Annotated in this window: 8 protein-coding genes and 1 pseudogene; 4 read left to right on the forward strand and 5 right to left on the reverse strand. The window is 41.9% G+C overall.

Annotated features, from left to right (window positions below; all coding sequences use genetic code 11):
* Positions 1 to 128: 128 nt before the first annotated feature.
* Positions 129 to 4,739: pseudogene (locus tag L3V30_RS23170) on the reverse strand (hypothetical protein); the annotation flags it as partial.
* Positions 4,740 to 4,991: 252 nt separating this feature from the next.
* Here L3V30_RS23170 and L3V30_RS23175 point away from each other — a divergent pair.
* On the forward strand, positions 4,992 to 5,969 hold the full coding sequence (locus tag L3V30_RS23175; RefSeq protein ID WP_237310017.1) for a peptidoglycan DD-metalloendopeptidase family protein: 978 nt from the start codon (positions 4,992 to 4,994) through the stop codon (positions 5,967 to 5,969).
* Positions 5,970 to 6,217: 248 nt separating this feature from the next.
* Here the strand turns inward: L3V30_RS23175 and L3V30_RS23180 are convergent, their stop codons facing one another.
* Positions 6,218 to 7,147, reverse strand: coding sequence for a LysR family transcriptional regulator (locus L3V30_RS23180; RefSeq protein WP_237310019.1), 930 nt, complete (start codon positions 7,145 to 7,147; stop codon positions 6,218 to 6,220).
* Between the two features lie 266 nt (positions 7,148 to 7,413).
* Here L3V30_RS23180 and L3V30_RS23185 point away from each other — a divergent pair, with 266 nt between their 5' ends.
* Positions 7,414 to 9,255 carry a 2-oxoacid:acceptor oxidoreductase subunit alpha gene (locus tag L3V30_RS23185; protein ID WP_237310021.1) on the forward strand — a complete coding sequence of 614 codons (1,842 nt, stop codon included), beginning with the start codon at positions 7,414 to 7,416 and terminating at the stop codon, positions 9,253 to 9,255.
* A complete protein-coding gene (locus L3V30_RS23190; RefSeq protein WP_237310023.1) occupies positions 9,245 to 10,243 on the forward strand; it encodes a 2-oxoacid:ferredoxin oxidoreductase subunit beta in 999 nt (332 codons plus the stop codon). The genes L3V30_RS23185 and L3V30_RS23190 overlap by 11 nt, the downstream gene beginning before the upstream one ends.
* 183 nt (positions 10,244 to 10,426) lie before the next feature.
* On the opposite strand, the gene L3V30_RS23195 is transcribed toward L3V30_RS23190, so the two are convergent.
* On the reverse strand, positions 10,427 to 11,071 hold the full coding sequence (locus tag L3V30_RS23195; protein WP_237310025.1) for a CatB-related O-acetyltransferase: 645 nt from the start codon (positions 11,069 to 11,071) through the stop codon (positions 10,427 to 10,429).
* A 94-nt stretch (positions 11,072 to 11,165) separates the two neighbouring features.
* A complete protein-coding gene (gene ampC / locus L3V30_RS23200; RefSeq protein WP_237310027.1) occupies positions 11,166 to 12,317 on the reverse strand; it encodes a class C beta-lactamase in 1,152 nt (383 codons plus the stop codon).
* A gap of 359 nt (positions 12,318 to 12,676) precedes the next feature.
* On the opposite strand from ampC, the gene L3V30_RS23205 reads away from it, so the two are divergent.
* Positions 12,677 to 14,080: a PLP-dependent aminotransferase family protein gene (locus L3V30_RS23205; protein ID WP_237310029.1), complete on the forward strand. Its 1,404-nt coding sequence runs from the start codon at positions 12,677 to 12,679 to the stop codon at positions 14,078 to 14,080.
* Between the two features lie 110 nt (positions 14,081 to 14,190).
* Here the strand turns inward: L3V30_RS23205 and L3V30_RS23210 are convergent, their stop codons facing one another.
* On the reverse strand, positions 14,191 to 14,361 hold the full coding sequence (locus tag L3V30_RS23210; protein WP_237310031.1) for a hypothetical protein: 171 nt from the start codon (positions 14,359 to 14,361) through the stop codon (positions 14,191 to 14,193).
* Between the last annotated feature and the right edge of the window lie 7 nt (positions 14,362 to 14,368).

Genomic DNA, 14,368 nt, shown 5'->3' on the forward strand with positions numbered 1-14,368 from the left:
TCGACACACTCGAATTTGGCGGCCAAAGCTTCATAACGGGTGTTCAAGAGCATCAGACTCGGCTGCTTAAGCTTCTTGGTGTTCTGTATGAAGCAGTTTATTCCTAAATTGGCTGCGAAATCTCGGCTAGATTCAAAACCGTAAATATCGGTTGCTTTTACATACAGTGACGTGGTTTTTTCATCTTCAAAAATGTCTATTTTATCTGTGTCACTCTTAATGAGAGACATTGCAAACTCTTTAGATGAATCCGTTGGCACAATTGTCTTAATTGGCGAATCTTTACCATTCTGATATAGAGAGACTTGCTCAATGTCTGAATCGTCTATTACGGATTTAAATCGCACGTTGAACTCACGCCCGACAACATAGTTCTCTTTGGACAATGTGTCTTCAACCCAAGGCGTATTTAGGATGATTTCTGGACCTTTGTTATCGACTTGGAATGTGAATTTCCCTGTTGTACTAACATTGGCAGGGTAAGCGTTGTCCGTCGCTGTGACATAAAATTCATTCCATTCATCGTAATCAAATGCTTTTGAAACCAGTTGGACTTTGACGTCAGGTTGTTCACCAACTAGGTATGGTACGTCACACGTCTCTGTTAGAGGGTCACAGCTTTCTAATGTCAGTGCCTGACCAGACCCTCGGCGAAGATCTATTTTTACATTATTGCCGGGGCTTAACGTCCCCCAATCAATGACAGGTGTCCATTGGTTGTTACCGCCTAAACGGCTTTGGACCTGCTCACTTTTTACAATAGGAGCTTCAGAGTCGATACGAATATTGAATCTCGGAGCCGTGCTAGTTAACTCTGAAACGGAGTTACCTAAATTATCCTCTGCCGCTGCAACAACTAACCAATCACCATCACCCGGGTAAATCGTCGCGCCTTGATTTGAACAAAGCTCCCCCGTACATAATTTGACTTTAAAGGCGTCTTTCGAGTTATTCGAAAAGTCCTCTGGTGTGTATGTGACTTTTTCACCCGTTTGCTGGTAGAAAACAAGACCTCTTGAAGAAAGCTTGTCACCCACAACGTCTTCAACCTTGAAGGTCAATTCATGGGTATTTTTGGCATTTAAATAAATACCGTCTTCTACAGGTTTACCATCGACATCATTAGGTGGGAGGTAACTCGTTTTAGGGAAATCATTATCAATAAATACCGTTTCTATAAACGGAGCTTTGCCATCGTAACCATACGCATTGCCATGTGGGTCCATGGCACTGGTTTCCACAGCAAACTCTACAATATCTTTTAGTTCACTAGACTGAGAGTTAAGGGTAAAGAGGTACTCTTTTCGATAAGCATTGCTGTTGCCAGGGTTCTCTACAATGTTGATGTCCAGCGGTATTTCAATGTTTGGCTCACTGGCTTGATACCACATCGTGCTAAACTTCGGACCATAAGCGTCGGTTTCTACAATACCAGAAGGATCGTCTAGGACAATTTTAGAAACAACTTCACCAGCAATATAAAGCTTATTGCCAACCATCGTCTCTCGACCGCTTTCAATCGTTAATTTTGGCTGTGGAGGCAAGATATCGATACTGCTACCCTCTGTATCAAAAATGTTCTTACCATTTAAGTTAGGATTAGCCATCGAAATATCATCAGCATAGAGCTGCGCGATATTGGTCTCAATACCGTATTTGCTCGCCATGATTTCGTAATACGATTGCGCTAAATCCTTTCGATAAGTATCGGAACCGAATTGATAAGAATCGAGCATAACCTGACGTCCACCAACACCAATACCATTCGCTTTTCCATCAAAGCTCAAATCATCGTAAATAGCGGAGGCAAAATCTAATGAGTTATTTCTCGGCATTCCTTGAGCAATACTATCGATAGCTTCGACAAGAAATCGGTGTAGATATTCGTTTGATGGCTTTTCTGGAATCGCTTTGGTAGCAAGCATTTCGTTCGTTGCATAAGGCACAACCGTTGGATCAAATCCAAAGAATGAGCTGTTGTTCGTGCCTGATAACGCGTAGCGCACCTCATCAAGAATTTGAATCGCACGCTCAGAAGTTTTCTCTCCGGCAGTGACTTGATCCCACTGGAAATCAAACAAGCTAGTCTGATATGTCGATAGTTCAGTAATATAGTAAGTCTGAGAGCCATTGAGCTTAAAGTACACGCCAATATTGGCCTTGTTTAAATCAACCGTTACTTTTTTGGTTCCTGGATTTCTTTTCCATTGATAGTAGTATGGCTCGCTGCCCTCGATACCAATTAAACGAACACGCATGAAGTCATAATTCACAACATCAGTTGTGGTTTCACAACTCGCGACGTCAAGAGCCATTGATTGATCACTTTCCAATTGTTGGATAGTGGTACAACTCGCAAGTGAAGTGAATTCACCATTTGGACTCAACCCTTCAAGTTGCGCTCGCGCACCAATAAATGGTGTCACCACTTTTATGGTTGGTAGGTCAAAGCTACTTCTAAAATATACTTCTCTTGGAGTGCTTTGGTTATCAGACTCATCGACGGTTTGAATGACTAACTTTTGACTACTGTTTTCTGATACCGACTTAAAGCTGTCACCCAAAATATCTCTTACAAACGGAATGTAATAGATGACATCCTCTACTCGCCCATTGCTATCTAACAGCGTTTCGTGCGGAATTTTTGCGATGTAATCGTCATCTGATGCAGTTGTATCAATAACTTGCTGAAGTGAGTAGTTGTTATCGTTGTTTTGGCTTACGTAGTACTTGACGACGAGCTTAAGCTTATTAGCGTTGGAGCCTAAAACCGTATCGGTATTTACGTCTGATACTTTCACACGAACATAAGGGATTTTATTCTCTTTCAATAAATTAGCGTTGAAGTTACTAAAATCTATCCCTTTTAATGAGTTCTGAATCCCTATACTTGCGTACGCATAGTCAATCTTTAGGAAATCGCGGCTTGCTTGAACATTGTCTGGGGTATACGTATCTTGAGAGTAGATACCATCGTAAGTGGTTCGTTCACCATCTAAACCGACATTTACGTACGTCATTGACGCACCTTCAGGATAAGTAATCGTTTGTGCTGGCGCTTGATCGTCACGACTTACTGCATGCTGAGCGGCACCCGTATTGCCTTTGCTATCCTTCGCTCGAACCTCAAATACCGTCGTAGATAGGAATTCATCAGTTGGGTAAGCCTTACTAAACTCACAAGCATTTCCAGACTCTACCGTTACAGGAGAACATGTGACGTCCTCATGTAAGCCATCTTTAAATGAAATACTGACCGAACTGATCTCTTGCGAGCTTTCTTTTACAACCCCTTTCAGAACATACTCTTTAAGTTGATTATTAATTGCACTCGCCGATGTAATATCAATAACAGGCGCATCGTTATCCCATTCAAAGTTGATATGAAGACCCGAATGGCTGCCTGGAATTAACTCATTACCCAGTACATCCGCTGTATATAAGACTAACCGTGCTGCTGCTACGTTTGAGAGCCCTGTGGCAGGGTTCATATCTGCACTATCGATCTCTTTGGTATTAATGTTAACTTTAACGTTGGTCTCTCGAAGGCCAACTTCAAAATCATCAAATTCAACCGAACAGAATGTGCTTCCAAAATCTTGTATGTCGTTACATTGAAATTCACCAGACCAAGAGCCATTAACCTGATACTGAATAAAGGCGGATACGTCTTCTACGCCGATATCATCTACAATCTTTAGATCAACTTTATCAATGCCAGCGAGCACATCACTGTCCGTACGAGTAACTATTGGCGCATCTGTATCGATATCCGTACCATCTCGCGGCGGAATGACGCCATCAGTACTTCCATATGTACCTAGGTCATTAAGCTTCTTACTAAAGTCGACATAGTCTGCGGCATCAGTACCAGAGATATTGACACTTGGATCGTTTACCACGATCAGAACATGCTGAGATAAATCACGTGTATAAATGTCGCTATTTATCTTTCTCTGTCCAAAGCTGAGGGGAGTCACTGCTCCTGAAGTCTGGCTCACTTCAAGACCATCAAGAACACCATCGGCAATAACATCCCGATATTGGATGTCAGCGAAATGCATTGAAGTGTAGACGTTATCGCTGTTGCCGTATTTTTTTATAAGATCGTAAGAGTAAGACGAGTATGCAGTTAATAAAGCGCCGTATTGATGCCCAGCACTAGCAAAACTGCTTTGCCCACCTTTGGTTATATCAATAGGTTTGGTCTCATTTACGTCAAACCCATACATGCTATTGATACTATCCAAAGCGGTAGAAAAGGCACTCTCATCTGTGGATCCTTGAGAAATTTTGTACTTTGCCAAGCCTGCTGCCAAGTTCGACAGCGGAGTAAGCATTAACTTTTGCTCACTCCCCTCTTTAAAGTTCACAACACCTTCAAATTTAAGTGTCTTCGCGTTGCTCACTGATACCGTTTCATTCGTAAACGGGTCGGTATAACTCCCCTCTTTTGCAACAACAAAAAGAGGCATTGAAGACGATTCAAACTCTAGCAGATAGTTTCCGAACGCATCAGACGTCGTGTTAGCCAACTTCCGGCCTAAGTTTCCATTTTTGAACTCGAAAACCTCAATCTTTGCGCCATTTACAGGGGCGTCAAAAACCATACCGGAAATGCTTCCTTTGCTTCTAGCTGGAGGTGTGTTGTCTCCTCCATCACCACCACCACATGCACTCAATAAAAGAGATGTAAGCGTAAGACCTAATGTTAATTTCAGCGTATTTTTAGCGAACATAGTAATTTGGCAAAATATATTTTGCCGAGATTATATTATTGTAAAATATTTTCTCAACGTGACAATAACACCATTTAAAAAGCCAAAAACACCAGGCCAACCGTCACTTTTACTAAATTATTAAATTAAAATCATCACCTATAATTATTCACTTAGTTAAAACAGAGGAATTAGCCATACTTTAATGCTAGGTTTTATTTAAAATATTATACTCTACGCACAACTGTCAGCCTTGATAAACCACCAAAACTAATGACTATTTTGATAATAAAAAGGAGTGTGCGAACTCCTACCGCAACCCTTCTCACCATTGCCTTACTCATTTTTATTAGCGTGTCGCTTTCTCACCACATCCTCACTCCCATGGATAGACTGCCTACCGTTAAGCCTTTGGAGTTCAAGAATGAGGGAGTGCAAGCACCTTTTGAGGGGGGGGCTCTTAGACAAAAAATCACCATAGGTGTGGTTGAGTACTCGTTTGTCGCTTCATTGTTAAAATCAGGGATAAGTCAAAAAGAGATTAATTTGCTATTGGCCCTTATTAAAAGTAACTTTAATATTATTGATTCAGTTAAGAGAGATGACCATTTTATCTTAAGAACTAAGTTAAATAGTAGAAATGAAACCTATATTAGTTCTTTTTACTATTTAGGTAGTAAAACCGATTTATTTATTATCAATGATGGGCAAGGTAACATATTTGATGAACATGGCGTGTCAATAAAAAATAAACTCCGATTTTCAGATCCCTTTGATAAAAGCTACAGAGTAAGCTCTGGCTATGACTTAAAACGAACACACCCAGTAACTAATATAACGACTCCGCACTTAGGCACTGACTATGCAACACCAGTAGGCACACCGATTCGTAGTATTGCTGACGGCATCGTTTTAAAGTCTCGTTACAACCGTTTTGCGGGCAACTACATTAATATCCGCCACACAAATGGTGCGGTATCACGGTACCTACACTTATCTCAACGCCACGTCCACGTTGGTGAAAAGATCAGTCGAGGACAAGTGATAGGAAAAACGGGTAACACAGGAAGAACAACAGGGCCGCATTTACACCTTGAACTGCACATTAATGGTATTCCGGTTGATTACGAGCGATACATTCAAAAGCACCCAAACACTGACGTTAATATAGAAATGCTGATTGCAGCGAGAAAAGAAAAAGCAGAATTAACAGCGGAATGGCAACGGTATAGGCAGTCAAATCGGCAATAAAATACTTCGGTTCGATCTTTCTTCATTTATCTGAAGCGAGTCCTCGTAACCCTCTGAGCGCTTCAAGACCTGTCGCCACTTTCCAAGTTCAGGACAAAAAAGAGCCGCTATATGTGGCTCTTAGTGATTCGAATCTTTGTTTGCAGCCCATGAGTTAATATTTTTGTGGGCACAACTGAATGTAGCAAACTTGCTGGCACGTAACACGCTTAGACTTCAGAAAAAGCTATCGTCCTCCAGCAAGAGCTTTAATGGTTCAGCATCCAACTGCTGTTGATCGCCTCTCCCTGTTCATCCAGTTTATGAATAATATAGTCGATAAACACTTTTACTTTCGCGGGCACAAACTTACGACTTGGATAGTATATATAGACACCCTGACCATCGGTTCTTTGAGGTTCAGAAACCAACATCAGCTTACCTTGCTGCACTAAGTCTCGAGCAAGATATTGGGGCATCAGTGCAATCCCTGCTCCTAAACTCGCTAAAGAGGCCATCGCATAACCATTGTCTACTGTCACTTGATGTGTAGGACTAAATTCTACTAATTGCCCATCTAAAGGCATCGTCAAGGTAAGCAAGCGCCCCGATTGTTTATAACGGTACATTATCCATTTGTGCTGGTTAAGCGCTTCAACACTCTGAGGCCGACCAAACTTCTTTATGTACTCCGGACTGGCAAACATACCCATATCAATAGGACATAATCGCCTCGCAATCAGGTTGCTGTCATTTAGTCTCCCGCTTCGAATAGCAACGTCCATCCCACTCTCCAATATACTGGTGTATTCATCGGAAAAGCTAAGATCCAACTTCACTTCAGGGTAACGTTCGCAAAACTCTGGAATCAGCGGAGTTATATAGTTTTGCCCGAACGATAAAGGAAGGGTGACACGAAGTGTACCAAACGGAGATGCAATACTTTGATGAAGCTGCTCTTCACTACTTTTGAGCAAGTTGATCACTTCTCTTGCCGTCTCAAGGTAGTTAAACCCCGCTTCAGTGAGCTGGAGTTGACGTGTTGTACGGTGAACTAAACGAACACCCAAATCCTGCTCTAGGCGAGCAATCGCTTTACTAACAGTAGAAGGCGACTGCCCTAATTGATTCGCGACTGCTGTAAAGTTCCCTAAGTCCACAACAGATACAAACAACTTTATTAATGACAGCTTATCCATAACGCTCACAATTAATGAAAAATAATCACATCTAATATGACAGAAAAAGTATTTTTGTGTCATGCAAACTTTTCTAGTATTTCGGAAAAGCATTCCTAGCTATGGATATTTCTACTGACCTCAGAGACGACAAATAAAGCCAACACCATTAACTCTACACTCAGAATGCTCGGGCTTACGGCATTTTCTCCAACCTTTAATTCCATTGCATCTCATTAAGTGCAATGAAACATACTGAACTTGCTCTAACACGGTAAGAGGTTTTAATGACAATAATTCAACTTAAACGCGAAGTGATCTGTTTTGCTGGCGATTCTGGAGATGGTATCCAATTACTTGGAGAACGCTTTTCAGACAACTCGTCGAAACAAGGAAACGATGTCATGACGTTACCTGATTATCCAGCTGAGATAAGGGCTCCGGCAGGAACCACATCTGGAGTATCGGCTTTTCAGATGCAATTTGCCTCAACAGAGATTTATACTCCTGGCGACGATTTTTCAGTCTTAATCGCTCTGAATGCCGCTGCATTAAAAACCAAAATCTCACAACTCGTTGAAGGCGGTTTGGTGCTTATTGATCTCGATGGTTTTAATAAAAAAAACCTTGAGCTTGCTGGCTATGAATCGAACCCATTGAGCGATGGTAGCCTCGCAAATTACCGAGTGATTAGTGACATTTTTACGCGTTTAACCGTCCAATCTCTTTCTGAGTTAAACATAGCGCCAAAAGTAGTGAAGCGAAGCAAAAACTTTTTTATGCTGGGTATCGTTTTATGGATTTACAGCCGTCCGCTAGAACCGACCATTGAATGGCTAAATAATAAATTCGCTGACAATCCGCAAGCGAGAGAGGCAAATACTTTAGCCATAAAGTCAGGATTTAATTATGCCGAAACAACCGAAGTATTCAGCGACTGTTTTCAGGTTGCTCCCGTAGCAGATAAAGCTGGCTTGTATCGTACTGTTTCAGGGAACGAAGCATTATCGCTTGGGTTAATATGCGCAGCAGAAAAACTCCAACGCCAGCTATTTTTGGGCTCTTACCCCATAACACCCGCCTCAGATATTCTACACACACTATCAACCTATCAACACTTTGGGGTCACGACATTCCAAGCAGAAGATGAGATTGCAGCTGCTTGTTCAGCTTTAGGTGCATCTTATGCTGGCGGTTTAGGAGTCACATCAACGTCCGGCCCTGGATTATGTTTGAAAGCAGAGACCATTAACCTTGCCGTGATGGCGGAGTTGCCAATGGTTGTTATCAACGTACAACGTGGAGGCCCCTCCACTGGCCTACCGACTAAAACAGAGCAATCAGACTTGCTTTTGTCTTTGTATGGTAGAAATGGGGATTCACCACTCCCAGTGTTGGCTCCTGCCTCTCCTGCAGACTGCTTTGATATGGCAATCGAGGCATGTCGAATTGCCACTACATTTATGACGCCAGTGATCTTATTGAGTGACGGTTACTTAGCAAACGGCTCCGAATCTTGGCTCGTACCCAACCCTGATGAGATTAAGCTCACTGCCGAGGCAACAAAAGCAAACATAAGCCCGTTTTATCCCTATGCCCGTGATGACGTGTATTACAGCAGAGAGTGGGTCACGCCTGGTACAAAAGAGAAAATGCACCGCATTGGAGGATTGGAAAAGCAAGCGATTACAGGCAACCCTTCTCATGATCCTGAAAACCACCAGCGCATGACTGATGAAAGAGCAAAAAAAATAAATAACATCTGCCATTTCATCCCTAAACAAACGCTAACAGGCAGTACTCAAGACTCACTGCTAGTGCTAAGTTGGGGAGGCACGCAAGGTTCTGTGTCGACCGCAATTGAGCATCTGAGAAAGCAAGGAGCATCGGTTGCTCACGCCCATATTAAGTATCTAAACCCGCTTCCAATCAATTTGGAAGAGATCACTAGCCAATTCAAACATGTGCTTGTTTTTGAGTTGAATAACCAACAACTCGTCAAAGTGATTCGCTCACAATATGCCATTTCTGCACGCTCCGTAACCCAAGTTAAGGGGTTACCATTCAAAGTTCACGAGGTCATTGAGTCTATTAACCACCACCTGAAGGATATTAAAAATGACGACTAAGGTACTCAACCGCAAAGATTTCGCATCTGATGTTGAAGTCAAATGGTGTCGAGGCTGTGGTGATTTTAACGTATTAAAAACGATGCAATCCGTTCTAGCACGATTAGGTCGAACTAAAGAGAACACCGTATTCATCTCAGGGATTGGCTGCTCATCTCGTTTTCCTTATTATCTCGATACTTATGGATTTCATACGATTCACGGCCGTGCCCCTGCCATCGCTACTGGTGTAAAAGCTAGCAATCCAGAGTTAGATGTTTGGGTTGTAACTGGCGATGGTGACGCACTGAGTATTGGCGGTAATCACTTTATTCACGCGATTCGACGCAACCAAGACATTAAAATTTTGCTTTTTAATAATGCTGTCTATGGACTGACCAAAGGCCAATTTTCCCCGACAAGCGAACAGGGCTTCATTTCTAAGTCGAGTCCTGAAGGTTCTCCCGATCAAGCGCTTAAACCTCTGGCATTAGCAGCATCCGCAGGTGCTACGTTCATAGCACGAACATCGGACAATGATCCTACACACATGACGATGGTGTTAGAGGCTGCTGCCGCGCATTCGGGCACTGCTGTAGTTGAAATCCTGCAAAACTGCGTCATTTTTAACGATAAAGTGCACGAACCTTACAGCGGCCCAGCTAATAGAAGCGAACATCTACTTTATCTCTCAGATAATGAACCGTTATTGTTTGGTAAAACACACTCAAAAGCGTTGATCAATAAAGGGTTTGGCTTCGAGATTGTCGAATCAGAGGCCCCGAACCTTTTGCTCCACTCCAGTCAATGCGAGGAGTCATACTATGCTTATGCGCTTGCTAACTTGAGCTATCCAGACTTTCCCGTACCCGTGGGCGTTTTTCGTTCAGTGACTCGACCTACTTTTGATCAGGTCATTCAACATCAAAAACACCAAGCAACTCTAAAATATGGTCAAGGCGACTTAACCGAATTGCTCAAACAAAACAGTTATGAGCGTCTCTGCTAACACTTGAAAGAGCCAACTATTGAGGTAACCTTTCCTGCAAAGATGAAACTAAAAGGTTTCCGATTCTAGTTGGCGACTTGCTGAATGATGAGTTGATAAGGAAGTGTGGTGGTTGCAGATATCCATCACACTAAAAAGAGGCTCTATAATGAGCCTCTTCTGTTTTTTAAAATAGTGACATCGTCACTCTACTGAATGATTTCTATCGTATTCAGCGCTTGCCTTTTTCAGCCCTTCTAAATCGTCTGAACATAACAATCTCTTCAGGCTGTCGATTTTCTTATCAGGCCAATCATATATCCTAAGGGCGAGCAGTTCGTCTATCGTCTCGCGAGAAAAGCGATATTTGACATGCTTAGCTGGTGAGCCTGCAACCATGCTGTAAGGCTCAACATCTTTCGTCACCACGCTGTTTGCCGCAACGATTGCTCCTTCTCCGATAGTCACACCCGGCATTATCATGGATCGCATACCGAGCCAGGCACCATCGCCAATGTGAGTATCTCCTTTCCCGACATACGCTTCTTCAATAAAGTCCATAAATGGGTACAAGGAGAACCAATCAGCTCTATGTGTACTGTTTCCCCCCATAACAATCACAACTTCCGCTGCAATACAGACAAAGTCACCTATATGTAAGTTATCAATCTTCCATTTTGGTTCCCAATCTCGGCTGAACTCATCGCCTTGTAGATATCTTACAACGGACTCCTCAAAACCGGCGTCCCAACAATCACTGTAATAACTATGTTTACCTTTAATCGTTATATTTGGGTTCGTAACAACTTCATGTAGCAAAGTCACCTTAGACCAATGCTTAGTTTTCATGAATACTCCTATAAATACTATCGAATAAAACAATGCAGATAGTATGTATCTAAATAAGCTCTAACAATTACGTAGTGCCTATTACCACTAAAGTTTATTTCACCACCGAGCTAATAATATTGTAAGCAGCCTCTACTCTTTCTGCATTAGGGTAGTTTTTATTCGCCAGAATCACTATGCCTATTTTTTCAGAGGGTACATATGCGATATATGCCCCAAAGCCACCTGTTGAGCCCGTTTTGTTATACCAAACGTCACGACCGAGAGTACCGGATACACTTGCTTGAACCGGTTTAGCGTTGAGAATTACGTCGCTGGAGTTCCCCTTCAATAATTGCGAAAGTGAAACGGGGTAATCATAACCCTCCCACCCTACGGCTTGCGTAAACGTGTCGGTATCAAAATACTTAGTATGAGTTCGCTCTAGCGCATTTTCTATATCAGTATTAAGTTGCGCTTGACCCATATTTGCTTCGATATATTGAAGCATATCTAAGCTTGTTGATTTAATACCATAGGCTTGTGCATCAAGAATACCTGGATTAACTCTAACGGGTTTTCCCTCAGAACTATAACCAAAAGCATAGTTGTTAAGCTTATCCTTTGGTACATAGACAAACGTATTGGTCATACCGAGCTCAGGCAGGATGACGGTTTCCATCATTTCCGTATAGTCTGACTTCATACTCAAGGCACCGATGTAGCCAAATAGACCAATACTAGGGTTTGAGTACTTCCTCTTAGTACCGGCTTCGTACTCCGGTTTCCACGTTTTGTAGTACTGCATCATTTCAGCGTCGTTCGTTACTTCGCTAGGGAATTGCAATGGTAGACCACCTGCAGTGTAGGTTGCGACATGAACTAGCTTGGTATTACCCAGGACACTATTTTCTAATTCTGGAATATAATCTTTGACCTTGTCATCCATGTTCAGCTTACCTTTTGCTTGGGCGTACCCAGTCAAAGTAGCGGCAAAAGTTTTACTGATAGAGCCGAGTTCAAAAATTGTGTCGTTGGTGACTAAACTCCCCTTACTTTCGTCAGCGAAACCGTAATTGTAAAAATAACGCTTACCATCAATCGTTACTGCAATAGCCAACCCCGGAATATCGTATTCGTTCATTAATCCTTTAGCACATTCATCAACTACGCTCTTTAATTGACTGCTAACCGTTGACTCTGTTTTCGCAAACGTGACGAAAGACGTGAGCGATAAAATAGCCACCAAGGCATTGTTTAATTTCATTGAACCCTCAATTTTTAATTTTCACTTATAATTAATTTCTAGTTTATTCCAAGGCTTTTAGCTTTTTATATAAAAGTAATCCTGACTTGAGTAACTCCAATCGTTAACCCCCGATGAATAACACTATGTCTTCAAATTTTTAGTGCGATATAAACAGGTTTAAACCTGATCACCGTTGATAGGTAGGCCGATTAGATACGAATGTAAGTAACATCCGTTTGCAAAATGAGGAAATAGTGTACTCAAATGCGCTTTCTCCATACCAAGATAACGGTATACTAGGTAGATATACTTGGTATATACAGATCCACATCCTCACAACGCTTTAGAACCACTTTTCAACGTCTACAGAGAAAACGATGCCATTTTCACTACACTTCGAAACTGGAAAAGTCACCAGCCAACAGCTTTATTCCGAGATATACCAAGGGATATTAGAAGGCAGATTACGATCAAATGAGAGATTACCGTCGACTCGCATGTTGTCAAAAAAGTTAGGCATAGCAAGAAACACTGTCATTTCGGTGTATGAGCGACTTCAGTTCGAGGGGTGGATAGTAAAAAAGGCAGGGTCTGGCACGTACGTAAGTAATGCTCTAGAACAAACGGTGAATCAAGATAAGAGATCAATAAAACACTACCAACTAGGGGTGTTTGGCACTAACGCAGCGAAAAAGCCAGAGATCATCGCACCAAAGAATCTAGACTATGACTTCACTTTAGGCGTTCCTGATCATCAGAGAATAGCAAAGCATATTTGGCGACACTCAAGACTGAGTAGGCTCAATGCATTAACTCCAGAGTTTGCACATGGTGGTGATTTACAAGGACTAGCTTGTTTACGAGAGTCTATCTGCGAGTATGTAAGACATTCGAGAGGCGTAATCTGTGACCCTGAAGATATCATCATTACGCAAGGGTGCCAGCAGGCAATAATGACGACTCTCCTTACATTGCTCTCTCCGGGGGACCTCGTGTCGACGGAAGATCCAGGATATCCTGTTTTTCGAAATCAAGCTCGATTACTTGGCGCGCAAATAGGCACCGTGCCGATGGACGACCAAGGCGTTGTCGTTGAATCAATCCCTTCTAATACCAAAATTATTTATACAACGCCTAGTCATCAGTTCCCTTTAGGCTTTAGCTACTCCGTCGAAAGAAAGTTAGAACTGTTGAGGTGGGCAGAAGTTAATAACGCAATCATTATCGAAGATGATTATGATGCGGAATATCACTATCTCAATACCAGTAAGCAAGCTCTCAAATCACAAGACAAAAATGACTGCGTCATTATGATAGGCAGTTTCTCTAAAATACTATTTCCCGGCTTACGCATTGGCTATATGATTCCGCCAAAATCTTTAATAGATCCAATTTCAAATATGTTATGGCACTTGGGACGAAGTACATCTGTGGTGTCTCAAATCCTACTTGACGAATTCATGCGTGACGGTCATTTCTCTCACCATTTACTCAATATGAATAAAATCTATAGCGAAAGGTATCATAAACTCACTCAATTAATTGACAACATAGATTGCTTACAACGTATTCCAAGCCAAGGTGGATTGCATATAGCAGCTGAAGTATCGGGATGCGCGACACAAATGATGAATAAGCTTGCTTCATTCAATGTAGCGGTTTACCCATCATCGCATTTTTCTATCAACAATCATTCTAATGCCCTCTTATTTGGGTTTGGCATTATCCCTACCCCAAAAATAGAAAAAGCATTTGATATTATTCAATCAGTATTGGATTAAAGCAGATATAAAATTATCGTTTTGATAGGTATCAATTTATCGTCGTGTTATCACCAGCAGAGTCAGAGCAACTGCGAGCTTGGAACGCTTTTCAACCAAATAAGAGTTCACTACGAATTGTGTCGCTCTAACCCGCTTGGTTTGGCTTCAGCCCCAACACTATATTTCTTCGACTGTAAACGTACTAGGTTCAAAGTAAAGTGACGTATCACGCTGACACTTTCAGCGCCACCAGCAACCCTATTACATAAATCATCTTCTTTTAAGTTCACATCGAGCATTCAATGA

The organism is Vibrio sp. A1-1, from assembly GCF_021728175.1.
GTDB lineage: Bacteria > Pseudomonadota > Gammaproteobacteria > Enterobacterales > Vibrionaceae > Vibrio > Vibrio diabolicus.

Coding starts and splice junctions, on each gene's coding strand:
- ampC (WP_237310027.1), bottom strand. CDS start 12,317: ATGAAATTAAACAATGCCTTGGTGGCTATTTTATCGCTCACGTCTTTC.
- L3V30_RS23195 (WP_237310025.1), bottom strand. CDS start 11,071: ATGAAAACTAAGCATTGGTCTAAGGTGACTTTGCTACATGAAGTTGTT.
- L3V30_RS23190 (WP_237310023.1), top strand. CDS start 9,245: ATGACGACTAAGGTACTCAACCGCAAAGATTTCGCATCTGATGTTGAA.
- L3V30_RS23185 (WP_237310021.1), top strand. CDS start 7,414: ATGACAATAATTCAACTTAAACGCGAAGTGATCTGTTTTGCTGGCGAT.
- L3V30_RS23180 (WP_237310019.1), bottom strand. CDS start 7,147: ATGGATAAGCTGTCATTAATAAAGTTGTTTGTATCTGTTGTGGACTTA.
- L3V30_RS23175 (WP_237310017.1), top strand. CDS start 4,992: ATGACTATTTTGATAATAAAAAGGAGTGTGCGAACTCCTACCGCAACC.
- L3V30_RS23210 (WP_237310031.1), bottom strand. CDS start 14,361: ATGCTCGATGTGAACTTAAAAGAAGATGATTTATGTAATAGGGTTGCT.
- L3V30_RS23205 (WP_237310029.1), top strand. CDS start 12,677: ATGCCATTTTCACTACACTTCGAAACTGGAAAAGTCACCAGCCAACAG.